Source organism: Photobacterium jeanii, from assembly GCF_001650345.1.
In the GTDB taxonomy this organism is placed as follows: domain Bacteria; phylum Pseudomonadota; class Gammaproteobacteria; order Enterobacterales; family Vibrionaceae; genus Photobacterium; species Photobacterium jeanii.
The window spans coordinates 90,249-113,728 of sequence record NZ_LVHF01000011.1; the positions used below are offsets into that span (position 1 = coordinate 90,249).

Genomic DNA, 23,480 nt, shown 5'->3' on the forward strand with positions numbered 1-23,480 from the left:
ATTGGCACTACCATCTAAGGATCAGATTGAGGACATGCTATGAGTCACCACGCATTGTTATCCCAAGCTTCTTTGCAAGGGCTGGAAAAGTTACAAGCCGCTCACCCAGACGCCTTGGCGCAGTGGCCTGAAGCACATCAAGCCGAACTAGAGAAAGTACTTGGTTTGAGTGACTTTATTGCGAGTGCCTTGGTGCGTGATAGTCGCCTGTTGCCTTGGCTAGCGACTGAAATCACCGTTGATGACCACGGTGAGCAATATCGTCAGCAATTGTCTGAGATGCTAGAAAGCGTGACAGACGAAGCAGGCTTGATGCGCACCTTGCGGGCATTTCGTCGTCAAGAAATGGTCTGGATTGGGTGGCGGGACTTCACTGGGCGAGCGACTTTAGCGCAAAGCCTATCGCACCTCTCTTTGTTGGCTGAAGCCTTGATCATGCAAGCCTACCAATGGCTATACGCCCAATGTTGTCGTGAGTGGGGCACGCCAACCAATGCCGATGGTCAAGCGCAGCCGATGTTGATCTTGGGAATGGGCAAACTCGGTGGTGGTGAGCTAAATTTCTCGTCGGATATCGATCTGATTTTCACCTACCCAGAAAATGGCGAAACCCAAGGGGGTCGTCGCAGTATTGCCAATGCCCAGTTTTTTACCCGCTTAGGGCAGCGTCTGATCAAAGCACTCGATCAGCAAACTTATGATGGTTTTTGTTACCGAGTCGATATGCGGCTACGTCCGTTTGGCGATAGTGGTCCTTTAGTGATGAGTTACGCTGCGCTGGAAGATTACTACCAAGAGCAAGGACGTGATTGGGAACGCTACGCGATGATCAAAGCGCGTGTCATGGGGCGTGAGAGTTTCAGTCAGTATCAAGAGTTACGCCAGATGCTGCGCCCGTTTGTGTTCCGTCGCTACATTGACTTTAGTGCTATTCAAGCGCTGCGTCGGATGAAGTCGATGATCAGCAGTGAAGTGCGACGTCGAGGGCTTAGTAACAATATCAAGCTAGGGGCGGGCGGGATCCGCGAAGTGGAATTTATCGCTCAATCATTCCAGTTGATCCGTGGGGGGCGTGAGCCAAGCCTACGCGGTCGTGGATTATTAGAAACCTTAGCGGCGATGAAGCAACTGCATTTGTTACCGACAGAGCAAGTTGAAGCGTTGGAACAAGGCTATGCCTTTTTACGTAAGCTGGAGAATTTGCTGCAAGCGATTGATGATAAACAAACCCAAACTCTGCCGGATAAACCTTTGGATCAAGCTCGCCTTGCCGAGGCGATGGGCTATGCCGACTGGGCGGAATTAGAAGTGGCGACTGCCGCGCATATGGCAGCGGTGCACCACGTGTTTGATACCATCATTGGCAGCGATGATGAAGACGAGAAAACCGCATGTGCTGCTGATGCTCAGTTCCACGAATTGTGGGCAATGAGTAAGAATGAAGAGGTTGTACTGTCGATCCTCGATGAACTGAATGCTGCTGATGGCGCTACGCAGGCTAGCACTTTGCTCGGGATGAAGGCGGAGCTTTCGAAGCGCACTTTAGGGCCTCGCGGGCGTGAAGTGCTCGCGAAATTAATGCCTGAAGTGCTGAGCCGAATTGTCACGCGTAAAGATGCCGCGCAAGTGCTGGCACGAGTGACTAAGCTGATTGTCCGTATCGCTACTCGAACGACTTACCTTGAACTTTTGAGCGAACACCCAGCTGCACTCGATCAGCTGGTGCGCTTGTGTGCGGCCAGTCCAATGGTGGCAGAGCAGTTGGCGCAATACCCGATTTTGCTCGATGAACTTTTGGATCCGCAGCACCTCTATAATCCAACGCCGCTGCATCAATATCGCGAAGAGTTACGTGAGTACCTAGCTCGTATCCCTGAAGAGGATATGGAGCAACAAATGGAGGCGATCCGCCAATTTAAGCAAGCGCAATTGCTGCGTATTGCCGCCGCTGATATTGCGGGCGCTCTGCCATTGATGAAGGTGAGTGATCACTTAACCTACCTTGCTGAAGCGATAGTGGAAGCTGTGGTGAACCAAGCGTGGCTACAAATGGTCGAGAAGTACGGTACACCGAGTTACCTTGAAGGACGCGATGGAAAAGGCTTTGGGGTGATTGGTTACGGTAAAGTCGGTGGCTGGGAGCTCGGCTACGGCTCCGATCTCGATTTGGTGTTCCTTCATGATTGCCCTGCGGATAGCTATACCACTGGTAAAAAAGAGATCGACGGCCGTCAGTTTTATTTACGCCTTGCTCAACGTATTGTGCATCTGTTCTCGACTCGCACCGCATCAGGGGTGTTGTACGAGGTGGATGTGCGTTTGCGTCCATCGGGCGCATCAGGTTTGCTGGTCAGTACGCTTGAGGCATTCGCGGATTACCAACAGCAAGAAGCGTGGACATGGGAGCATCAAGCCTTAGTGCGTGCTCGCTTAATTTATGGTGACGCGCCATTGCAACAAGGCTTTGCTCAAGTGCGCGAGCAGACTTTAATGCAAGTACGCGACAGCGATACCTTGCGTCAGCAAGTGGTTGAGATGCGCGAGAAAATGCGCAGCCATTTAGGCAGTAAAAAAGCCGATTGTTTCGATTTAAAGCAAGATTTAGGTGGCATTGCCGATATAGAATTTATTGCCCAATTTTTGGTGCTGAACCATGCTCATAGCAATGCAGCATTAACGCGTTGGTCGGATAACGTGCGTATTTTCGATACTATGGCTGAGCACGCTAAGATGAGCCCTGAGCAGGTCACGGCGTTGAAGCATGCTTATTGCGAGATGCGTGATGCGACCCATAGGTTAAGTTTGTTAGGGTTATCAGCTTACGTCGAAGAGCCGCAATTTGCGGATGAGCGTGCGGTGGTCGAGCAGGCATGGCTACAGTATTTGGTTGAGCCCCAATCGAACTGAGCGAGTCCCTTGGAATCATGTTCTTAAAGGCATGCTCAGAGGTGACCCGTTATTGTGTTCGTGCTAGGTCTAAAACATACATGCGCATGAACTCAATAACCCAGTTATAAATTTGTTGAATGCAGGCACTCAGTCAGTGTCTGCTTATTTTGCTTTGTGTTACTATTTCCCCGTTTTCACTTTCCCGGAGATAAAAATGAAATTGACGCTTCCTGATTATGATCAAGCTGATGTACTGGTAGTCGGTGATGTCATGCTAGATCGCTACTGGTATGGCCCAACTGGACGCATTTCCCCAGAAGCGCCAGTGCCAGTGGTTAAAGTTGATCAGATTGAAGAACGTCCAGGTGGCGCAGCGAACGTTGCGATGAACATCGCTGCTTTGGGTGGTCATGCACGCTTGGTTGGTTTAACCGGGATTGACGAGCCAGCAAAAGCCCTGACAGAAAAACTGACTTCGCTTAAAGTGCGTTGTGATTTTGTTTCTCTGCCTGACTACCCAACCATCACCAAACTACGTGTGATGAGCCGTGGTCAGCAACTGATTCGTTTGGACTTTGAAGAAGGTTTCCACAACGTAGACCCTGAGCTGATCATGCCACGCCTTGAGCAATCACTGTCGCAAGTGAAAGCAGTGATCTTGTCTGATTACGCGAAAGGTGCGCTAGAGCACGTTCAAACCATGATCCAACTTGCGCGTAAAGCGGGTGTACCTGTGCTTATCGATCCGAAAGGTACGGATTTTGAACGCTACCGTGGTGCAACGCTACTAACGCCAAACTTATCTGAGTTTGAAGCTGTGGTAGGTAAAGTACAGGGCGATGCGGACATCGTTGAAAAAGGCATGGGCTTGATGGACCAATTCGAGCTAGAAGCCTTACTTGTGACGCGTAGCGAACACGGCATGACATTGCTGCAACGTGGTCAAGAGCCGCTGCACATGCCAACGCAAGCACAAGAAGTCTACGATGTAACTGGTGCGGGTGATACTGTGATTTCGGTACTCGCTTCTTCTCTCGCGGCAGGTAAATCACTGTCGGATGCTTGTAAGTTAGCGAATGCAGCTGCGGGTGTGGTGGTTGCTAAACTGGGTACTTCGACGCTATCGACGATTGAGCTAACCGATGCTATCCACGGTAGCCAAGACAGTGGTTTTGGTGTGATTGCCGAAGAGCAACTAAAACAAGCGGTGAAAGCGGCGCGTGAGCGTGGTGAGAAAGTCGTGATGACCAACGGCTGTTTCGATATTCTTCACGCCGGTCACGTTGCTTACTTGAACGAAGCGGCAAAACTGGGTGATCGCCTGATTGTTGCGGTGAACTCAGATTCATCAGTACAAGCGCTGAAAGGTCCTGGTCGTCCAGTAAACCCAGAAGATCGTCGTATGGCGGTACTGGCAGGTTTAGGTGCGGTGGATTGGGTTGTGCCGTTCACTGAAGAAACCCCACAGCGTTTGATCAGCGAAATTCTTCCAACCTTGTTGGTGAAAGGTGGCGATTACAAACCTGAAGAAATTGCAGGTGGTAAAGAAGTGATTGCTGCAGGCGGTGAAGTTCGTGTGCTGAACTTTGAAGACGGTTGTTCAACCACTGAAATTATCGAAGCGATCCGTGGTGGCCGCGGTTAATTACCGATAGGCGACTAACTGCTAAGGTTAGTTAACGCATCGCTAAATAGCAGATAATAAAAAAGCGCCCAAGAGGCGCTTTTTTTACATTGATTATCAGAGCGTTATTATTTCTTCGCTGTGATAAGACCCGCGCTGATATCGACGATATCTTGCTCGTTTAGCGTACCTACAGCTTGTTTAAGCTGAAGTTGGCTTAGGATGTAATCGTAGCGTGCATTCGCTAGCTGACGGTTCGCATCGTATAGACGACGCGTTGAATCTAGTACGTCAACGATAGTACGAGTACCGACTTCAAAGCCTGCTTCTGTTGCTTCTAGGGCAGATTGCGCTGAAACCACAGATTGTTGGTAAGCACGAAGTGCACCGATAGATGCGTTGATGTTGTTGTAGAACGCACGAACATCTTTCACGACGCTACGGTATGAGCCTTCAAGTTGTTCACTTGCTGAAACGTAAGAGAACTGTGCTTGTTTTACTTGAGAGCTTGTTTTACCACCGCTGTAAACAGGCAGATCTAAACGGATACCAGCTGTTAGTTTACCGTTGTCTGATGCTGTTGGGTCTAGCTTGTTGTAGTTGTAGCCAGCATTAAAGCCGAGTGTCGGTAGGTGACCAGATTCCGCCAGTGAAATGTTATCACGCGCGATGTCTTGGCTAATACGTGCTGTTAGTAAGTTTAGGTTTTCTTTTTCTGCGTTTTGGATCAGCTCAAGCACTTTCGCTTGTGGGCGGCTTGCAGAGAAACGTGCAGTATCAAGAATGCTGAGATCAGTGTGTTCTTGACCTGTGATCTCACGTAGACCTTCATAGCTATTGGTTAGCGCATTTTCTTTTAAGATTTCATCCGCTAGCACGCTATCGTACTGTGCTTGTGCATCATGTACGTCCGTGATTGCTGATAGACCCACTTCAAAGCGTTGCTTAGTTTGCTCTAGTTGACGACCAACCGCCGCTTTTTCTGCACGAACGAATTCAAGATCGTCCATTGCTTTAAGAACATCGAAGTACGCCTGACTGACACGCAGAATTAATGCCTGCTGAGTCGCAGCGTAAGATGCATCTTTTTGACGTGCATTTTTTTCTGCGATATCAAGGTTTACCCAGCTTGCGCGGTTGTAGATGGATTGGCTAAGAGTCACACCCGCATTGAAGCCGTGGTCATTAGATGCATTGTTATCAGCAAGCTCAGTTGCATTGTAACCTGCGTTTAAGTCGATTTGTGGCAACAAAGCACTGCGCGATGAATTGATTGCTTCAAATGATGCGTCTTTATCCGCTGCCGCGCGTAATAGTAGCGGATCGTTTTGTTTTGCTTGTTGATAGATTTCAGCAAGATCATCAGCCAACACAGAGTGGCTAAAGCCGCCTAGGGCTACGCTCATAAAGAGTGGGAGCAATTTTTTCATGGATGCCTTTTCCTGGTCCTGACAGTCAAAATAGTGCAAGAGATCAGTGTAACGAAAGAATGCTGACAGTAAACTGATCTCTTCGGTATTTTTTACGTTGTCTTAATAAATTAGTAGTACTTATAGGTATGTTTGTTGTGCTTTCACTACATCATTGCCATTACTGTATAAGATTGTACGCCATATAAAAAATTATATGTTTTAAATAAAATCATAATAATTATTAAAAATGTTGAATAAAGTCATTGCTGCCAGCCGTCGGGAATGGAAAAATAGTGCCAAAGGAGAACAGTAGTATGAGTCAAAAATCCCCTCAGACCCCTGCTCAAGTCAGGTATGGCAAGGATGACGTCGAAATAGTGTCAACCAAGCCATTGTATCAGGGCTTCTTCAAAATGGTGTCTTACACCTTCAAACATAAGCTCTTTTCTGGTGGTTGGAGTGAAACACTCAATCGCGAAATGTTTGAGCGCGGTCATGCTGCTGTATTACTTCCTTACGATCCTTGCACCGATCAGGTGGTGCTGGTGGAGCAATTTCGTATCGGTGCCCTAGCGGCAGACTGTGAACCTTGGCAGCTAGAAATGGTGGCAGGGATGATCGAAGATGGCGAAAGCGCCGAAGAGGTTGCTCGTCGTGAAGCACAAGAAGAAGCAGGGATTGACGTTCATCAAGTCGAAAAGATCACGCGTTACCTTTCAAGTTCAGGCGGTTGCTCGGAAAGCTTAGATGTCTTTGCTGGCTGTGTTGATAGCACCTTGGCATCTGGGGTCCATGGCCTTGAAGAAGAAGGTGAAGATATTCGCGTTCATGTTGTTTCTCGCGAGCAAGCCTATGCTTGGGTTGAATCTGGTAAAATAGAAAATGCGGCCTCAATCATTGCACTACAATGGTTGCAGCTAAATTATTTACGCCTTCAACGCCAATGGGGCGAGGACTGAGTTTGAAAAAGCGTTACACCGTTGACTTAGCGGAGATCATGCGACTGTATGAGACCAACTATGCGAAGTTGCTTCCATTGCTGCCAAAATCTGATGAGGTAGGAGATAGCTGCGCCTATCAGGTTTTTGACCATGCATATCGAATCACTATTATCGAGTCGACGCGTTACACCACATTGATCGAGCTGCAACAGTCAGACGACAATGCGTTGCCAGATTATATGCATCCTCACTTGAAGATCCGCTTGTATCACGATGCGCGAGTGGCAGAAGTGTGTTCAGCTCAGCAGATTTCACGCTTGAAGCCAAGGTATGATTACCCCAATATGCGAATGCATCAACAAGATGAAAAACATCAAGTTAATCGCTTTTTAGGGGATTGGTTGGTCTATTGCCTGAAGAACGGGATAAGCAAACAATCGGTTTGTTGATGTACATCCTATTGCCATAAATAGGGATAATAATACCAACCAGCTACGGCTATCCATTGAGTAAGACTGGTTGGGCAAGCAATGCACCTTAAGGTGCCAATACATTTTGAGACAGTACAGGATTTAAACGATTTTGCAGACGTATACGTTGCCTCAGCAAGGTCCAGAGAAAATTGTCTTGCTTCAGATTACCGATACCCATCTTTTTGATGATGAATCAGGTAGCTTACTCGGCGTAGAGACAAAGAAGAGTTTTCATGCAGTGTTGAATGCTGTAGATGACGCTGCGCGTCCTTTTGATGCCATTATTGCCACCGGTGATATTTCGCAGGATCACAGCGAACACTCCTATCAGCGCTTTGCCGACGGCATTGCACGCTGGACACAACCTTGCTTTTGGTTGCCGGGCAACCACGATTTTCAACCGAGTATGCGCTCGGTATTGCCATCTCCTCAGATCAAAGCTTGCGAGCAAGTGCTGGCAGGTGAACATTGGCAGGTTATTCTACTCGACAGTCAGGTGCCGGGTGTGCCTCATGGTGCCTTGAGTTCCAATCAGTTAGAGATGTTAGATCAGGCGTTGAGTGCGCATCCTGATCGCCATGCCTTGGTATTATTGCACCACCATCCGCTAGAAGCGGGGAGCACTTGGCTCGATCAACACCAGCTGCACAATAACGAAGCGCTGTGGTACGTGCTGGATCAGCATCCACAAGTAAAAGCTGTGCTATGCGGTCATATTCACCAAGAGCTTGATCGGGTCTTTCGTGATGTGCGAGTGCTTGCAACGCCTTCGACGTGCATTCAGTTTTTGCCAGACTCGCACGACTTTGCCCTCGATCAGGCAAACCCAGGTTGGCGTTACCTTGAGCTGTATGCCAATGGCGATATTCAAACCCAAGTGTACCGCTTAGATGGTCAGCAATTTGCGCCTCAATTTGATGCAGCAGGGTATTGATGATGACAGTCTCGACTAAGCCGTTATTACTTTATATTCATGGTTTTAACAGCTCACCTAAATCACTTAAAGCGCAGCAAATGCTGGCGTATTGTCGCGAACACCGTCCTGATATTCGGGTCGAAGTACCGCAAATGCCTTGTTACCCTGCGCAAGCTGCAGAGTTTATTGATAACCAAGTCAAAGCGTTAGTCGATGAGGGGTATCAAATTGGTTTGGTCGGTAGTTCGCTAGGTGGCTATATTTCTACTTGGCTTAACGATCGTTACCAATTGCCTGCGGTACTGGTAAACCCAGCCGTAACGCCTTACGAACTGCTGGTGGATTACTTGGGTGATCAAGTTAACCCTTATACCCATGAACATTATGTGCTGGCGCCTCATCATATGGACGAACTACGTGCCATGGATGTCACCACACTGCGTAACCCTGAGCAGCTTTGGGTGCTGCAACAAGAAGGGGATGAAGTGTTGGATTATCGCCAAGCCGTTACAAAATATGCCGCCTGTAAGCAAACGGTTGAAGCTGATGGAGATCATAGCTTCGTCCAGTTTGAACGCTTTCCTGCCGACATTATTCAATTTCTCGGTCTTTAAGCCCATTATCACCACCTCAGCTTGACAAGAGAGCTGGGGTTACTGACTATTGTTGCCAAAATTTTCTCGTAAACTTCCGTAATATGACAGATCAAAGCTATAACGCTGGAGCCATTGAGGTTCTAAATGGCCTTGAGCCAGTACGCCGTCGTCCCGGCATGTACACTGATACGGTTCGCCCAAACCACCTAGGTCAAGAGGTGATCGATAACAGTGTCGATGAGGCTTTAGCCGGCCACGCCCGCAAAGTTGAAGTCATCTTGCATGCGGACCAATCGCTAGAGGTCATCGATGATGGCCGTGGTATGCCCGTTGATATTCACCCTGAAGAAGGGGTATCAGGGGTTGAGTTGATCCTGTGTAAGCTTCACGCGGGTGGTAAGTTCTCTGGTAAGAACTATCAGTTCTCAGGTGGTCTACACGGGGTAGGTATCTCGGTAGTAAACGCCCTGTCGACGCGCGTTGAAGTAACGGTTAAACGTGATGGTCAGGTATACCAAATCGCGTTTGAAAACGGCGAGAAAGTCTCTGAGCTCGAAGTGATTGGTACTTGTGGCCGTCGTGCTAAAGGTACCCGTGTTCACTTCTGGCCGGATGGTAGCTATTTCGATAGCCCGAAATTCTCAGTATCGCGCCTTAAGAGCAACTTAAAAGCGAAAGCGGTACTGTGCCCAGGGTTAGAGATTGTCTTTACCGATAAAGCGACTGACGAAACTTTACGTTGGTGCTACGAAGACGGTCTGAAAGATTACTTAGCAGAAGGTGTGAAAGGTTACACCTTATTGCCAGAAGAGCCGTTTACCGGTGTCTTCAGTGGTCAAACAGAAGCGGCTGACTGGGCGCTGCTATGGCTGCCAGAAGGCGGTGAATTGATCGCTGAAAGTTACGTTAACCTGATCCCAACCGCTCAAGGTGGTACTCATGTTAATGGTCTGCGCCAAGGTCTGTTGGATGCGATGCGTGAGTTTTGTGAATTCCGCAACTTGTTGCCACGTGGCGTGAAGCTAACGGCTGACGATATCTGGGACCGCTGTGCCTACGTACTGTCGGTGAAGATGCAAGATCCACAGTTTGCTGGTCAGACTAAAGAGCGTCTGTCATCGCGTCAGTGTGCCGCGTTTGTGTCGGGTGTGGTGAAAGATGCGTTTAGCCTGTGGTTGAACGAGCGTCCACAAATCGCTGAGCAATTGGCGGAAGTGTGTATTGCCAACGCTCACCGTCGTATGCGCGCCAGCAAAAAAGTGGTGCGTAAGAAAGTCGCATCAGGTCCAGCCCTTCCGGGTAAGCTAGCCGACTGTTCGCAGCAAGATCTTAACCGCACCGAATTGTTCTTGGTGGAGGGTGACTCGGCGGGCGGTTCTGCGAAACAAGCGCGCGATCGTATGTTCCAAGCCATCATGCCACTGCGCGGTAAAATCCTAAATACTTGGGAAGTGTCTGCCGATCAGGTATTGGCATCGCAAGAAGTGCACGACATTTCGGTGGCCTTGGGTATCGACCCAGACAGCGATGATTTGAGCGGTCTGCGTTACGGTAAAATCTGTGTCCTTGCCGATGCGGACTCGGACGGTCTTCACATTGCGACCCTTCTGTGTGCACTATTCATGAAGCACTTCGAAGCATTGGTTCGCGCTGGTCACGTATTTATCGCTATGCCGCCACTGTACCGTATCGACTTGGGTAAAGAGGTTTTTTATGCTCTTGATGAAGATGAGAAAAACGGTATTTTGGAGCGCTTGAGCAGTAAACGCGGCAAGGTTAACGTTCAGCGATTCAAAGGTCTGGGTGAGATGAACCCACTGCAATTGCGCGAGACCACCATGGATCCGAACACTCGCCGTTTGGTTCAGCTCACTATCGATGATGATAGCCAAACCAATGAGATGATGGACATGCTACTTGGTAAGAAGCGTGCCGAAGATCGTCGTCACTGGCTGCAAGATAAAGGTGACATGGCTGAAGTGTAAGCCAGTTGGTGAGCTTAGCTCGAAAGAAATGATTTCTGTCAGCCGCGTTATTAGCGGCTGACTTGTAAAGACGGAATACCCACGATGACAGATGTCACTATGGATGGCGTTGAACAGCTCCCGCTACGGAAGTTTACCGAAGACGCTTACCTTAACTACTCCATGTACGTGATCATGGACCGTGCCTTGCCTTTCATTGGCGATGGCCTGAAACCAGTACAGCGCCGCATTATTTATGCGATGTCTGAGCTGGGTTTGTCTGCAACTGCAAAATACAAAAAGTCAGCGCGTACTGTTGGTGACGTGTTGGGTAAATACCACCCGCACGGTGACTCAGCATGTTACGAAGCCATGGTACTGATGGCACAGCCGTTCTCTTACCGTTACCCATTGGTTGATGGTCAAGGTAACTGGGGTGCGCCGGATGATCCGAAATCTTTCGCCGCGATGCGTTATACCGAATCACGTTTGTCTCGTTTTTCGGAAGTGCTGCTGTCTGAACTAGGTCAGGGGACAAGTGACTGGATCCCGAACTTCGACGGCACCATGAAAGAGCCGAAGATGCTGCCAGCACGTCTGCCGCACATCTTACTGAATGGCGTTACTGGTATTGCCGTGGGTATGGCAACCGACATTCCACCGCATAACGCTCAGGAAGTGGCGAAAGCGGTGGTACATTTGATTGAGAACCCGAAAGCGGATCTCGATAACCTGATGGAGTTCGTACAAGGGCCGGATTACCCGACCGAAGCGGAAATCATCACGCCGAAAGCGGATCTCAAAAAGGTTTACCGTACCGGTAAAGGCAGCATCAAGATGCGCGCGAAATGGCACAAAGAAAATGGCGAAGTGGTGATCATTGCGCTGCCGCACCAAGTCTCTGGCGCCAAGCTTTTAGAGCAAATTGCCTCGCAAATGCGTGCCAAGAAACTGCCAATGGTGGAAGATCTGCGTGACGAATCGGATCACGAGAACCCAACCCGTATCGTGATTGTGCCGCGTTCTAACCGTATCGACTGCGATCAGTTGATGAACCACTTGTTTGCGTCAACGGATCTGGAAAAGAGCTTCCGTGTGAACCTCAATATGCTGGGTCTAGACGGTCGTCCGCAAGTGAAGGGGTTGGCGACTATCTTAGGTGAATGGTTGGAGTTCCGCCGTTCAACCGTACGTCGTCGTTTGCAATACCGCCTAGATAAAGTGTTAGCACGCCTACACATTCTGGAAGGTTTGTTGGCTGCGTACCTTAACATCGACGAAGTGATCGAAATCATTCGTAATGAAGACGATCCCAAAGCCGAGTTGATGTCGCGCTTTGAGCTTTCAGCGACTCAAGCTGATGCGATTCTTGAAATCAAACTGCGTCAGCTAGCCAAGCTAGAAGAAATCAAAATTCGTGGCGAGCAAGACGAGCTATCGAAAGAGCGTGACTACCTTGAGAAGTTACTGGGCTCTGAGCGTCGTTTGAATACGCTATTGAAGAAAGAAATTTTGGCTGATGCTGAGAAGTACGGTGATGACCGTCGTTCGCCATTGGTTGAACGCGAAGAAGCGAAAGCGTTAACCGAGCGTGATTTGATCCCATCAGAAGCCATTACAGTGGTGCTATCTGATAAAGGTTGGATCCGTCATGCGAAAGGGCATGAGGTTGACCCATCAACCTTGAGCTACAAATCTGGTGACAGCTACCTTGCTCATGCGCGTGGTAAGAGTAATCAACCTGCGGTGTTCCTTGGCTCGGATGGTCGTAGCTATGCGCTTGAATCGCATACCTTGCCATCGGCGCGTAGCCAAGGTGAGCCAATCACTGGTCGCTTGAATCTTACGGCGGGTAGCCATGTGCGTCAGGTGATCATGTCTGAAGACGATCAACTGTGGTTGATGAGCTCGGATGCGGGTTACGGCTTTATCTGTAAAGGTAGCGACATGGTGTCGAAGAACCGTAACGGTAAAGCTTTGCTAACGGTACCTGAGAGTGCATTGGTTATGACACCTCAAGAGGTCACTGATTTAGATAGCGATGATGTGTTGGTGATCACCAACGAAGGTCGCATGTTGATCTTCCCAATTAGTGAGCTACCTCATCTAAGCAAAGGTAAGGGTAACAAGATCATCAATATTCCAGCGGCGCGCTCGAAAGCCCGTGAGGAAATGGTGTCGCACCTTGTGATCATGCCTACGGGTAGTCATGTAACCTTGCATGCGGGTAAGCGTAAGCTAGGGCTGAAACCAAGTGATTTGGATAATTTCCGTGGCGAGCGTGGTCGTCGTGGCGCTATGTTGCCGCGTGGTTTGCAGCGTGTGACGGACATGGAAATCAGTTCGCCGAATAGCGAAGTTAGCGACGAGTAAGTTTCTCGACCGCTATAATGCATTATCAAAGCCCTCAGTGATGAGGGCTTTGTTTTTGGGAGCGAATAACGAAAATGGGTGTAATTTCCTGTTGCCTAAGTATACTAGCGAACGCTTGTACGCTGAGGAGAGATACATGATCTTGTTGTTCCGTTTAATTGCTGTGGCGATCTTTGCTGTAGTGATGTTTGTGTTTGGTTGTGGCTACTGCCTATTAAGCCCTCGTAATCCGACACACGTATATACCTGTGGTCGCCAATTTAGCAAAATGGCACGTATCTTAGGGATCAAACTCGAGGTTCGCTACGCTGATGGTGCTGAAGGTGTAGGCTCTAGTGTATATATTGCTAACCATCAGAATAACTATGATCTGTTTACCGTGTCTGGTGCCATCATGCCGCGCACCGTGACTGTTGGCAAAAAGAGCCTAGTATGGATGCCTTTATTTGGTCAGCTGTATTGGATCACGGGTAATATTTTGATCGACCGCGCAAACCGTAGCAAAGCGGTGGGCACCATTGGTCAGATCGTCGAGAAAATCAAACAGCGCAATGTGTCGGTATGGATGTTCCCAGAAGGAACGCGCTCACGTGGTCGTGGTCTATTGCCGTTTAAGACAGGTGCATTCCATGCGGCAATCGGTGCCAATGTGCCCGTTGTGCCTATTGTTTGTAGCTCAACCGATGATATTAAATTGAACCGTTGGAATAACGGGGTGGTGATTGTTGAAGTGATGCCACCAGTATCAACTGACGGTTTGACCAAAGAAGATGTGCGTACGCTGTCGGATACCTGCCGCGAGCAAATGAAAGCCAAGCTAGAAGAATTGAATGCAGAAGCGAAACAGCGCTCAGCATAAGTTATAATGTCGTATTGACATAAAGTGGAAAGGATAAGTCTTGTGGCTTGTCCTTTTTCTTTAGCTGCGCCATAGCCAAGTTCATCACTTTCAATAATTTGTGTCATAACCTTCTTAAGGTGATGGCTAGTTACTACAAGGTAAGGCTGTGGTCGCGGTCACTATGATTTCGTAAGGCTGTCGAATGAATAAAGAGTTGGTGGTGCTCGTCACCCCACAAGGCGAAGCAATCGGACTGCAGGAAAAAATGCAGGCACACTACCAGGGGCAATTGCACTTGGCGTTCTCAGTGTTGCTGTATCGTGATGGTGAACAGGAGCGGGAATACCTGTTACATCAACGTGCGATGGGGAAATATCACAGTGGCGGGTTGTGGACAAACACCTGTTGCTCGCACCCACGCCAAGACGAATCTTTCATTGAAGCTGGCATTCGTCGTTTAGGTGAAGAAATGGGGATCGTCCAACCTCTGCCTTTACAAGACGTTGCGACTTTTCTGTATCGCGCTGAGCTTGATAATGACTTGGTTGAACACGAATTAGATCATGTGTTGATTGCTAACTGTGGTCCCCTTGAGTTCACCCCGAACCCTGATGAGGTGATGGCGGTTCGCTGGTGGCCTGAGTCTGAAATTAAGGCGCAGCTAGCGACTGAGCCTCATGGTTTTACCGCGTGGTTCCCTCAAGTTTGGCAACACACCCAAGCTAGCTTTCAGCACGACTGAGCTTCAGTTTGTACAGATATAAAAAAAGCTGCCACTGGCAGCTTTTTTTGATCGCGCTTGATGCGATTACTTACGTACAGCAATCGCTTCGATTTCGATTTTCACATCTTTTGGTAGACGCGCTACCTCAACGCATGAACGCGCTGGGTAAGGTGCGTTGTGCTCATCAAAGAAAGCACCGTACACTTCGTTCACTGTGGCAAAGTCGTTAAGGTCTTTGACAAATACCGTCATTTTCACGATATCAGCGACTTTTAGGCCTGATGATTCCACCACGGCTTTAACATTATCAAGCGATTGACGCGCTTGCGCTGCGATATCTTCCGGTACTTCACCCGTTGCTGGGTTTACAGGGATCTGACCTGAAGTCAGTACCATATTGCCAAGGTCAACGCCTTGAACGTAAGGGCCGATAGCGGCAGGGGCTTGCTCGGTGTGTAGAACTTGCGTCATTGTTAATCCTTAATAGTAGCCAAGTCGATGCGATAGTTAACCGTCTAGCTCAAGCTATGAATGCATTTATTCATCTAGCTTAGCTGGTATAACACAAGGCGGTTAACAGCGCGTTGTTATCGTGAAAGTGGGTATGAGGCTAGCAACTCTTATTGGGGAAGGTCAAAGAGTTTTATCACCGACCCGTATTTAAGCGGGTAAGCCTAAACGGGTGCGAACCACTTTTTCACATTCGTCGATACGGTTGATGTCTTTTGGTGCCACCATCACGGTATCGTTACCACCGACAGTACCGAGGATCTCGGCATGAGGCTGGATATCGATAAGACGTGCCACCAATTGCGCGCCACCTGGGTGGGTTTTTACCACCACTACCAATTGGTTGTGAGTGATAAACTCGATTTGCGAAGCAATGGATGAGCCCACCTGAACAGGTTCATTTTCAACGGTAAGGCAATACACTTTTTTGCCGTAGGCGTTTGGCACTTTTGCCACGCCCATGCGAGAAAGTAGGCGAGAAACCGTTGATTGACTGACGTCGGTGTAGCCTAAGTCAATTAAGCTTTGGCGAATATCATCTTGGGTCGAAAAGCTTTGCTGCTGTAAAAGACGCTTACATGCAGTCATGATGTCTTCATCACTAGCAGTCATCTCTAGCGCGCCGTGTAATTCGTATCCATTCACGGGCAACTCCTTATTATTTTATTAGGTACAAAGATCGTATCTTGTAGCTATTCAGCGCAGAGTGTTCATCTGTTGGGTGTAGCAAGGTCAACAGCCTCAGTAAGCTGAATCGTTACTTTTTTTGAAGTTATTGATGCGAGTTATGCGAGCGCTGCATAATCTTGCATGAGAATCATACCAGCAAGATAAAATCGTTTGTTTGACCCTAGTCACCAAAATAATGAACTGTTTTCGTTACCAGTAAGATGGACGATAACCTATCTCATTTATGAGATAGGTGTTTGTTTTTGATGGTGATTTTTGTTTGTCTTTTTGCGTGTTATCTCCTTGTTTTTGTGTGGTATTAATGGTGGGTGTTGCGATGTTTCCAGACCACATAATTCCGAGCTGAGCCGTGGCTTGTCCGGCGGATGATGATGAATAAGATTGTGCATGTTCTACGATGGCGTAGTGGTTAAATACAGAGATAGATGCATCTTGTTCTGTATTTGCTTGTTGGCTATGTGTTTGGTGTGCCAAATAGCTTTTTGAGCGATTGCCTGATTGGAAAGGTGTTTGATTGATTTTCCGTACGTAAGGGGCGACTTCAATGCTGGCAAGATCTGGCGTGGCAAACGAAGTATCGACTCCGAGCTGATTGAGCCAGTCGAAAATGAGAGTAGCAGGAACAAATTGAGTATATCGCTCGGCATGACGCAGGTTAGAGATGTCTTCAGGGTTGTGCATGATGGCAACGGTGATCCCGACAATTTCGCCTTTGTCGTTAAAGACCGGCCCGCCACTCATGCCTGACATTGCTGGAGCATCGCTTAATGAATACAGGCACTTACTGTTGGTATCTAACACATCTTGAATGTATTTACCGTCGCCTTTGATGCTAGTACCCAGCAAGGAATGCCCTTGGTGGGTCACCGCTTGATCGGTATAGATCAAGCCCCAATTGGGCACCTCGTTGACATGAGAGCTGGTACGCACCAAAGACAAATCACAATAAGGGTGGTGGATCACATCCAGATCCCACGATAAACGGGCGACGTGTTTGGCGGTGACATGATACTGAGTATTGACCGGCACCGAGGAGCCAAAGCCGCCAAATAACATCGGCACCCCAATCACCACCATGTTATTGGCCTCGTGGTTGGCGGTATGGCTTACTTCGCCATTGGTGGCGATGCAGCTGGTTAAACTGGTGGCGATCATGATCCCGAGCGTGAGTCGCCGCCCCATGGTGTGGAGTCTGATTGAAAATAGAGCCATTGCGGTGTGCCTGTCGTTATTATTGTGTAATTGTCGATACGTCTTAGCGCGTAAAACTTGAAGGTAGACAGGCGAGGCGAGGGTGATAGCTGTAGAAATGAGAATAAAAAAGCCTACTCACAGATGAGTAGGCTTTCTTGATTTTAAAGCGGGATTACCCAGTTTTAATACTGCGCTCCCGTTTTGTGAAAGTGTCTTAGCGAAGCTCTGTTACGATTTCGCGTGAGAATACTTTCTCACAGTATTTACACTTCAGTTGGATATCTTCTTTCTTGGTGATCACATTGAAGCTGCTGTCTACTGGCTCACCGTGAGTAATACAGTTGCTGTTCGGGCACTCAAAAATACCGTGAATGTGCTGAGGCAGCGTTAGGTTTAGCTTCTTCGCGACTTCGTAGTTTTCGATTTGGTTCACAGTTGCATTTGGTGCGTACAGTGCCAGTTGGTTAGCTTGCTCTTCGCTGATGTACACGTTTTCAATCTTGATCAGATCTTTGGCACCCAGCGCAGATGACGGTAGGTTTAAACCAATAGTCACACGCTCGTTGGTTTTGTGCATCTTGAACAGCTTTAGCACTTTGATGCCGATGTTCGCAGGAATGTGGTCGATAACCGAACCGTTTTTAATCGCTTCAACCTGTAGTTGGGTCTCTTTAGTCATGACTGCTCTCCTGCTATTAAAGTTGTTCGTTCAGTACAAGTGCGAGTAGGGCTTCACGGGCGTAAACGCCGTTTTCTGCCTGCTGGAAGTAGTACGCGTGCTTAGTTTTATCAACATCGACGGTGATTTCATCTACACGTGGTAGTGGGTGCAGTACTTTTAGGTTGTCGCGAGCTTCAGCTAGCATTGCTGCTGTTAGGATGTAAGCCGCTTTCATGTGAGCGTATTCAGACTCGTCAAAACGCTCTTTTTGAACGCGAGTCATGTAAAGCACGTCTAGCTCGTTTACCACTTCTTCGATAGTGGCGTGTAGGCTGTAGTTGATGCCAGCTTCGTCTAGCTCTTCGCAGATGTAGTCCGGCATTGCCAATACTTCAGGGGCGATGAAGTAGAAGTTCACGTTGTTGAACTTGGCTAGTGCTTGGGTCAACGAGTGTACGGTACGGCCGTATTTTAGGTCACCCACAAATGCCACGTTGAGGTTGTCGAGACGACCTTGCGTTTCGAAAATTGAGAATAGGTCAAGTAGGGTTTGGGTTGGGTGTTGGTTAGCACCGTCACCACCGTTGACGATAGGTACGCCGTTGGAGAATTCAGATGCAAGACGCGCAGCCCCTTCTTGTGGGTGACGCATAACAAAAGCATCAACGTAAGAAGAAATCACTTGTACTGAGTCAGCCAAGGTTTCCCCTTTCTTCGCCAGTGATGTGTTACCACCGTTATCGAAACCAATCACGGTACCGCCTAGGCGTTGAACCGCCGTTTCAAAAGATAGGCGCGTACGGGTTGATGGTTCAAAGAAACAGCTTGCCACAACTTTATTTTTCAGCAGCTCCGGGTTTGGCTCTGCTTTTAGTTTGCCTGCCGTCTCAACAATCAGTTCTAGTTCACTACGGTTTAGTTCCGGTATGGAAATGATGTGCTTTTGGAACAGCGAATTCGCCATGGCTCTCTTCCCTTCTGTTAATCAATAGTACGAACGAAACACTGTCTGCTCTCTTTTCGGTAAAAAACAGACAAAAAAAAGCCCCCTTAAAAAAGGAGGCTCTTTTTAAAAAAACTACAAAAAATGAAAAACGCAACCAGCGCCATTTTTGAGCGCGTTTCAAGCAAGTTGTGCTGAAGTAGATTGGTCATTTTTCATCTCTGTTTAGACAAATTGCGAAGGATTATACGCCCATTTTTTGAGAGCGCAAGCGTTTGCGTAAACTATTCATTTTATGGGAATTTATTCATGATTTACTGCATATTTTAACAGGTGAGATTTGGGCTTAACCTGATGAAATTTGTGGTTTTTTGATAAAGATATCGGCAGGGATTTTATGCAGCAAATAAAAATGCCAACCCGAAGGTTGGCATTAGTTAAAAGAGCTTTGCTATTCGTTCAGAATAAAAACTCAAGAGAGTCGATTAGTCGCCTAGAGTTGCAACCATTACAGCTTTGATGGTGTGCATACGGTTTTCAGCTTCGTCGAATACGATAGAGTGCTTAGACTCAACCACTTCGTCAGTTACTTCAACACCGTCTTTCAGCATTGGGTATTCTTGAGCTAGTTCTTTACCAACAGTTGTGTCTTCACCGTGGAAAGCTGGTAGGCAGTGCATGAATTTAACATGTGGGTTGCCAGTTGCTTTGATCATGTCCATGTTTACTTGGTAAGGCAGCATTAGGTTGATACGCTCAGCCCAAGCTTCTTTCGCTTCACCCATAGATACCCATACGTCAGTGTATAGGAAGTCACAACCTTGAACGCCTTCTTGTACGTCTTCAGTTAGTGTGATTTTCGCACCAGTTTCTTCTGCGATTTCACGACATTGAGCAACAAGCGCTTCTTCAGGCCAGTATGCTTTTGGCGCTACTAGGCGGATGTCCATACCCATTTTCGCTGCACCAACCATTAGAGAGTTACCCATGTTGTTGCGAGCATCGCCTAGGTAAGCGAATGTCATTTCGTGTAGTTGTTTACCGCGGCCGTGTTCCATCATAGTTAGGAAGTCAGCTAGGATTTGAGTTGGGTGGAATTCGTCAGTTAGACCGTTCCATACTGGAACACCAGCGTATGCGCCTAGTTCTTCAACGATTTCTTGACCAAAACCACGGTACTCGATGCCGTCGTACATGCGGCCTAGAACGCGCGCAGTATCTTTCATAGATTCTTTGTGACCGATTTGAGAACCTGTTGGGCCTAAGTAAGAAACTTGAGCGCCTTGGTCAAATGCAGCAACTTCGAATGCACAACGTGTACGAGTTGATGTTTTTTCGAAAATAAGAGCAATGTTTTTGCCTGTTAGGCGAGGCTGCTCGTAACCGTTGTATTTCGCTTTTTTCAACTCAGCAGATAGGTCTAGCATGTGTTGAATTTCACGTGGAGTGAAGTCTAGTAGCTTAAGGAAGTTACGGTTGCGAAGATTAAAAGCCATGATGTTTTCCTCTTAAGAATCGGTATCTCTCTGCCGTCAGTGGTGGCTTGGTAGTCAGTGCCACCAACTGGCGGTAAGCAATATCTAATGTTTATCGTATATTTTGGGTTTTGTGAATAACTATTTTGTTATTCTGAAATAATATTCGTGCCAGCTTCACCTTTCAGGATGCGTAGGCCGTCTTCTAGAGCACCGATACCTACTAATTTGCCACCCTGTTTGATGAATTCGCATGATGCATCGATTTTCGGCCCCATTGAGCCTGCGTCAAATTCATAGTTCGCTAATTCTGAAGGCGTGGTGCTGCTCAATGCTTTTTGCGTTGGCTTGCCCCAGTCTAGGAATACCGCTTGTGCATCCGTCAGAATCAGTAGCGCATCTGCGTTAAGTTGTTTTGCCAAGAAGGCTGCTGACATGTCTTTGTCGATAACTGCTTCAACACCAACAAGTTTGCCGTTTTCCTTCTTCACTGGAATACCGCCACCGCCAGTACAGATAACAAGGTGACCTTGTTTGATCAGTGCTGCGATTGCGTCGTCTTCCACGATACCTGTTGGTAGCGGGCTTGGTACAACGCGGCGGAAGTATTGGCCGTCAGGCTTCACTGTCCAGTGGTATTTCTCTGCCATTTCACGCGCTTCGGCTTCTTCGTATACAGGGCCGATAGGTTTTGTTGGGTCTGCGAATGCTGGATCTTCTGGATCAACAGTCATTTGCGTCAACATGCATGAAACGTGTTGTTCTGGAAGTAGGTTTTTCAGCTCTTGCATTAGCATGTAGCCGATCATGCCTTGGGTTTCAGAACCTAGTACATCTAGTGGGTATGGATTTACTTTTTTGTATTCCAAACCTTGTAGTGCTAGTAGACCAACTTGTGGGCCATTACCGTGTACTAGCACAACATTGTATTCTTCAGCGATTGCAGAAATAGTTTGTGCTGCTTTCGCGATATTGATTCGTTGGGTTTCTGCCTCTAGTGGCTCACCGCGACGAAGTAGTGCGTTACCACCCAATGCAACAACAACTGTTTGTTTAGTCATGGGATTATATCTCTCTTGGTTTTTCTTATTGGTTAGCCGGTGTTAGACCGGCTAACCTTCTGAGCGTGTCTTTTCAGACTATTGCTTAGATGCCGTCACGTTCGATTGGGCAGCTCATGCAGCGTGCACCGCCACGACCACGACCTAGCTCGTCACCTGGGATAGGTAGTACTGTGATACCAGCTTTGTCGTATTTCTCGTTGGTGTAAGTGTTACGCTCGTAACCAATTACCACACCTGGTTTCACTGTTAGTACGTTGTTCGCATCGTTCCATTGCTCACGCTCTGCTTCGAAGCTGTCACCGCCAGTAGTGATTAGGTTTAGTTTGTCTACGCCTAGTGCTTTCTCGATTGCAGTTACGAAGTAACCTTCTTCTTTCACGTTAACTGCGCCAGACTCGTCGCCAGTTAGGCTCCAGCATTGAACGTCTTTACGTACAACTTCTGGGTATACAGAGAAAGTATCTTCACGCATGTGAGTCATAACTGTATCTAGGTGCATGCAAGAACGGTGTTTAGGTAGTTGCATTGCGATAACTTGTTTCGCTTCACCGTGCTTGAATAGGCTAGAAGCTAGTTGCTCAACACCTTGTGGAGTTGTGCGCTCAGACATACCGATAAGAACAGCGCCTTTACCGATAACTAATACGTCACCGCCTTCGATAGTTGAGTTGTCGTATAGTTTCTCTTCGTCGCCGAAGTACTTGATGAAGTCTTGGCCAGCGAAGGTTGGGTGCCAACGGTAGATTGCACGAACGTGGTTTGTTTCACGTTGACGAGCAGGTTTCGCCATTGGGTTGATAGATACACCGCCGTATACCCAGCAAGAAGTATCGCGAGTAAATAGGTGGTTTGGTAGTGGTTCAATGATGAAGTCAGTTGGCTCGTGCATGCCTTGCATCATTGAAGAAGATTTAACTGGTAGCTCAGCGTAGCTTAGGCCGCCTAGAAGAATAGAAGATAGTTCTTTGCTAGGTAGGTCAGCTAGGAAGCAACGTACGTCGTTAGCAAATGCTTTGCCTAGACGGTAGTCAGAGACTTGCGTGTTAAGTAGCCATTCTTTTGCTTCAGGCACTTCTAGAGTGTCTGCAAGAAGATCACCAAGAAGCATTACTTCAACACCTTGCTCACGTAGAGTGTTCGCAAATACGTCGTGTTCTTGGCCAGCGCGCTCAACTGCTAATACATCATCAAATAGTAAATCGTGACAGTTTGATGGAGTTAGGTGAGTTAGCGCACGCTCTGGACGGTGAATCATAACGCGGCGTAATTGACCTATTTCAGAACCTACGTAGAACTTACTCATGATCGTATCTCTCTATTTGTTTGCCAACTAAATTCCGGTTGGCTTTATTTATTTATGGCAGGGAAAGTAAATTTAATTTATTTCCTTGCTCTCCTTTGTTGTGAATCATTCTACTCTTAATGGGGTAGGAGTCTTAGACTTTTGTCACACTTTACTTATTAAATAAATAACTTAACTCTTAATTTTTTTAACATTTTTAATGCATTTGTAGCTTGTTTTCATGCTTGGAAATTTAGGCGCTGAGAATGCGTTTATGCACAAATTTAAAATTATAAATGATTGTTTTTAATGTGTTTTGTTTTGAGGTTGGAGACTTTATGCATTTTTTATGTAGCGATAAAACAGTCAGAAAGACAATCTTATGCACTAAAAATGGCTGACTATTTAAAAAAGAAGCCTTTGTTAATCTGTTAGTAACGAAACTTTTTCTTTTAAATTTTAGGTTGGTTGTTTTTGTAATTTTTAGACAGGATTTTTATCAGCGTTTTTTGTGATCTCTGTTGTGTCTTATATTTCATTTTTATTACTGGTTAATAACCGCTGGGTGGCAATTTAATGATATAAAGTTTGTGATTTTAATATAACGATGAGATTAAGTAGTGATTGGTTTTTATATTTATTAACTCTCCGTTATTTGTAAGGTGATTTATTGGTGGTTTTAATTTTTTATTGAGTTTAGCCATTATTCCTTATTTCAAGGATAAAGCTGTTTTTAGCAGTGAAATAATAGATTTGTTTTTCCTATTCTTATTTTCTTGCTTTTATTCTCGAGTCTTATTCATGGGGGATTGCTCTTGCTTGATCTTTGATGGCTGGCGGAACGCATCAGTATGTCGATGCAGCTCTCTGATCTTGCGAAGTTGCTCTGTCGAGGTGAGATGAGGCGA

Annotated in this window: 19 protein-coding genes; 10 read left to right on the forward strand and 9 right to left on the reverse strand. The window is 47.2% G+C overall.

Annotated elements, in window-relative coordinates; genetic code table 11:
* The first annotated feature begins 39 nt into the window (after positions 1 to 39).
* Together glnE and hldE are read left to right on the forward strand one after the other, a co-directional pair.
* Positions 40 to 2,907 carry a bifunctional [glutamate--ammonia ligase]-adenylyl-L-tyrosine phosphorylase/[glutamate--ammonia-ligase] adenylyltransferase gene (gene glnE, locus A3K86_RS01310; protein ID WP_068326523.1) on the forward strand — a complete coding sequence of 956 codons (2,868 nt, stop codon included), beginning with the start codon at positions 40 to 42 and terminating at the stop codon, positions 2,905 to 2,907.
* Between the two features lie 196 nt (positions 2,908 to 3,103).
* Positions 3,104 to 4,534, forward strand: a complete 1,431-nt coding sequence (gene hldE / locus A3K86_RS01315) for a bifunctional D-glycero-beta-D-manno-heptose-7-phosphate kinase/D-glycero-beta-D-manno-heptose 1-phosphate adenylyltransferase HldE (RefSeq protein WP_068326525.1) — start codon at positions 3,104 to 3,106, stop codon at positions 4,532 to 4,534.
* A 107-nt stretch (positions 4,535 to 4,641) separates the two neighbouring features.
* Here the strand turns inward: hldE and tolC are convergent, their stop codons facing one another.
* The gene (tolC, locus tag A3K86_RS01320) at positions 4,642 to 5,943 is read right to left on the reverse strand and encodes an outer membrane channel protein TolC (protein WP_068326528.1); all 1,302 of its coding nucleotides are present in this window, start codon (positions 5,941 to 5,943) and stop codon (positions 4,642 to 4,644) included.
* A gap of 296 nt (positions 5,944 to 6,239) precedes the next feature.
* On the opposite strand from tolC, the gene nudF reads away from it, so the two are divergent.
* The 8 genes from nudF (at position 6,240) to idi (ending at position 14,771) form a co-directional block, all read left to right on the forward strand.
* Positions 6,240 to 6,884: an ADP-ribose diphosphatase gene (nudF, locus tag A3K86_RS01325; protein WP_068326530.1), complete on the forward strand. Its 645-nt coding sequence runs from the start codon at positions 6,240 to 6,242 to the stop codon at positions 6,882 to 6,884.
* A complete protein-coding gene (locus A3K86_RS01330) occupies positions 6,869 to 7,315 on the forward strand; it encodes a DUF1249 family protein (protein WP_084406461.1) in 447 nt (148 codons plus the stop codon). Before nudF ends, A3K86_RS01330 begins: the two co-directional genes overlap by 16 nt.
* Positions 7,316 to 7,448: 133 nt before the next feature.
* Positions 7,449 to 8,273, forward strand: coding sequence for a 3',5'-cyclic-AMP phosphodiesterase (cpdA, locus tag A3K86_RS01335; RefSeq protein WP_068326533.1), 825 nt, complete (start codon positions 7,449 to 7,451; stop codon positions 8,271 to 8,273).
* A gap of 2 nt (positions 8,274 to 8,275) precedes the next feature.
* Positions 8,276 to 8,869 (forward strand): esterase YqiA, encoded by a 594-nt coding sequence (gene yqiA / locus A3K86_RS01340; protein ID WP_068326536.1) that lies wholly within the window; start codon positions 8,276 to 8,278, stop codon positions 8,867 to 8,869.
* An 83-nt stretch (positions 8,870 to 8,952) separates the two neighbouring features.
* Complete coding sequence (parE, locus tag A3K86_RS01345) at positions 8,953 to 10,836, forward strand: DNA topoisomerase IV subunit B (protein WP_068326540.1); 1,884 nt, start codon at positions 8,953 to 8,955, stop codon at positions 10,834 to 10,836.
* A gap of 84 nt (positions 10,837 to 10,920) precedes the next feature.
* A complete protein-coding gene (gene parC, locus A3K86_RS01350; protein ID WP_068326544.1) occupies positions 10,921 to 13,188 on the forward strand; it encodes a DNA topoisomerase IV subunit A in 2,268 nt (755 codons plus the stop codon).
* Between the two features lie 136 nt (positions 13,189 to 13,324).
* Positions 13,325 to 14,047, forward strand: a complete 723-nt coding sequence (locus tag A3K86_RS01355; RefSeq protein WP_068326547.1) for a 1-acylglycerol-3-phosphate O-acyltransferase — start codon at positions 13,325 to 13,327, stop codon at positions 14,045 to 14,047.
* Between the two features lie 184 nt (positions 14,048 to 14,231).
* On the forward strand, positions 14,232 to 14,771 hold the full coding sequence (gene idi / locus A3K86_RS01360; RefSeq protein ID WP_068326550.1) for an isopentenyl-diphosphate Delta-isomerase: 540 nt from the start codon (positions 14,232 to 14,234) through the stop codon (positions 14,769 to 14,771).
* Between the two features lie 66 nt (positions 14,772 to 14,837).
* On the opposite strand, the gene A3K86_RS01365 is transcribed toward idi, so the two are convergent.
* The 8 genes from A3K86_RS01365 to arcA all read right to left on the reverse strand — a co-directional run bounded on the left by A3K86_RS01365 (position 14,838) and on the right by arcA (position 22,593).
* Positions 14,838 to 15,224, reverse strand: a complete 387-nt coding sequence (locus A3K86_RS01365; protein ID WP_068326553.1) for a Rid family detoxifying hydrolase — start codon at positions 15,222 to 15,224, stop codon at positions 14,838 to 14,840.
* 189 nt (positions 15,225 to 15,413) lie between these two features.
* The gene (locus tag A3K86_RS01370; protein WP_068326642.1) at positions 15,414 to 15,875 is read right to left on the reverse strand and encodes an arginine repressor; all 462 of its coding nucleotides are present in this window, start codon (positions 15,873 to 15,875) and stop codon (positions 15,414 to 15,416) included.
* Positions 15,876 to 16,142: 267 nt separating this feature from the next.
* Complete coding sequence (locus A3K86_RS22910) at positions 16,143 to 17,165, reverse strand: serine protease (RefSeq protein WP_232321887.1); 1,023 nt, start codon at positions 17,163 to 17,165, stop codon at positions 16,143 to 16,145.
* A gap of 196 nt (positions 17,166 to 17,361) precedes the next feature.
* Positions 17,362 to 17,826 carry an aspartate carbamoyltransferase regulatory subunit gene (pyrI, locus tag A3K86_RS01380; RefSeq protein ID WP_068326556.1) on the reverse strand — a complete coding sequence of 155 codons (465 nt, stop codon included), beginning with the start codon at positions 17,824 to 17,826 and terminating at the stop codon, positions 17,362 to 17,364.
* A 16-nt stretch (positions 17,827 to 17,842) separates the two neighbouring features.
* Entirely contained in the window at positions 17,843 to 18,772 is a 930-nt protein-coding gene (pyrB, locus tag A3K86_RS01385; RefSeq protein WP_068326559.1) for an aspartate carbamoyltransferase, read from the reverse strand.
* A gap of 464 nt (positions 18,773 to 19,236) precedes the next feature.
* Positions 19,237 to 20,247, reverse strand: a complete 1,011-nt coding sequence (locus A3K86_RS01390; protein ID WP_068326561.1) for an ornithine carbamoyltransferase — start codon at positions 20,245 to 20,247, stop codon at positions 19,237 to 19,239.
* Between the two features lie 128 nt (positions 20,248 to 20,375).
* Positions 20,376 to 21,287, reverse strand: coding sequence for a carbamate kinase (arcC, locus tag A3K86_RS01395; protein ID WP_068326563.1), 912 nt, complete (start codon positions 21,285 to 21,287; stop codon positions 20,376 to 20,378).
* An 85-nt stretch (positions 21,288 to 21,372) separates the two neighbouring features.
* Positions 21,373 to 22,593, reverse strand: coding sequence for an arginine deiminase (arcA, locus tag A3K86_RS01400; RefSeq protein WP_068326564.1), 1,221 nt, complete (start codon positions 22,591 to 22,593; stop codon positions 21,373 to 21,375).
* Positions 22,594 to 23,480 lie beyond the last annotated feature (887 nt).

What these genes read in the sequence shown, in the direction of transcription:
- hldE (WP_068326525.1), top strand. Translation starts at nt 3,104, where the DNA reads ATGAAATTGACGCTTCCTGATTATGATCAAGCTGATGTACTGGTAGTC.
- arcC (WP_068326563.1), bottom strand. Translation starts at nt 21,287, where the DNA reads ATGACTAAACAAACAGTTGTTGTTGCATTGGGTGGTAACGCACTACTT.
- A3K86_RS01365 (WP_068326553.1), bottom strand. Translation starts at nt 15,224, where the DNA reads ATGACGCAAGTTCTACACACCGAGCAAGCCCCTGCCGCTATCGGCCCT.
- A3K86_RS01355 (WP_068326547.1), top strand. Translation starts at nt 13,325, where the DNA reads ATGATCTTGTTGTTCCGTTTAATTGCTGTGGCGATCTTTGCTGTAGTG.
- A3K86_RS01330 (WP_084406461.1), top strand. Translation starts at nt 6,869, where the DNA reads ATGGGGCGAGGACTGAGTTTGAAAAAGCGTTACACCGTTGACTTAGCG.
- A3K86_RS01370 (WP_068326642.1), bottom strand. Translation starts at nt 15,875, where the DNA reads ATGACTGCTAGTGATGAAGACATCATGACTGCATGTAAGCGTCTTTTA.
- tolC (WP_068326528.1), bottom strand. Translation starts at nt 5,943, where the DNA reads ATGAAAAAATTGCTCCCACTCTTTATGAGCGTAGCCCTAGGCGGCTTT.
- yqiA (WP_068326536.1), top strand. Translation starts at nt 8,276, where the DNA reads ATGACAGTCTCGACTAAGCCGTTATTACTTTATATTCATGGTTTTAAC.
- parE (WP_068326540.1), top strand. Translation starts at nt 8,953, where the DNA reads ATGACAGATCAAAGCTATAACGCTGGAGCCATTGAGGTTCTAAATGGC.
- arcA (WP_068326564.1), bottom strand. Translation starts at nt 22,593, where the DNA reads ATGAGTAAGTTCTACGTAGGTTCTGAAATAGGTCAATTACGCCGCGTT.
- idi (WP_068326550.1), top strand. Translation starts at nt 14,232, where the DNA reads ATGAATAAAGAGTTGGTGGTGCTCGTCACCCCACAAGGCGAAGCAATC.
- pyrI (WP_068326556.1), bottom strand. Translation starts at nt 17,826, where the DNA reads ATGACTAAAGAGACCCAACTACAGGTTGAAGCGATTAAAAACGGTTCG.
- A3K86_RS22910 (WP_232321887.1), bottom strand. Translation starts at nt 17,165, where the DNA reads ATGGCTCTATTTTCAATCAGACTCCACACCATGGGGCGGCGACTCACG.
- glnE (WP_068326523.1), top strand. Translation starts at nt 40, where the DNA reads ATGAGTCACCACGCATTGTTATCCCAAGCTTCTTTGCAAGGGCTGGAA.
- pyrB (WP_068326559.1), bottom strand. Translation starts at nt 18,772, where the DNA reads ATGGCGAATTCGCTGTTCCAAAAGCACATCATTTCCATACCGGAACTA.
- nudF (WP_068326530.1), top strand. Translation starts at nt 6,240, where the DNA reads ATGAGTCAAAAATCCCCTCAGACCCCTGCTCAAGTCAGGTATGGCAAG.
- A3K86_RS01390 (WP_068326561.1), bottom strand. Translation starts at nt 20,247, where the DNA reads ATGGCTTTTAATCTTCGCAACCGTAACTTCCTTAAGCTACTAGACTTC.
- parC (WP_068326544.1), top strand. Translation starts at nt 10,921, where the DNA reads ATGACAGATGTCACTATGGATGGCGTTGAACAGCTCCCGCTACGGAAG.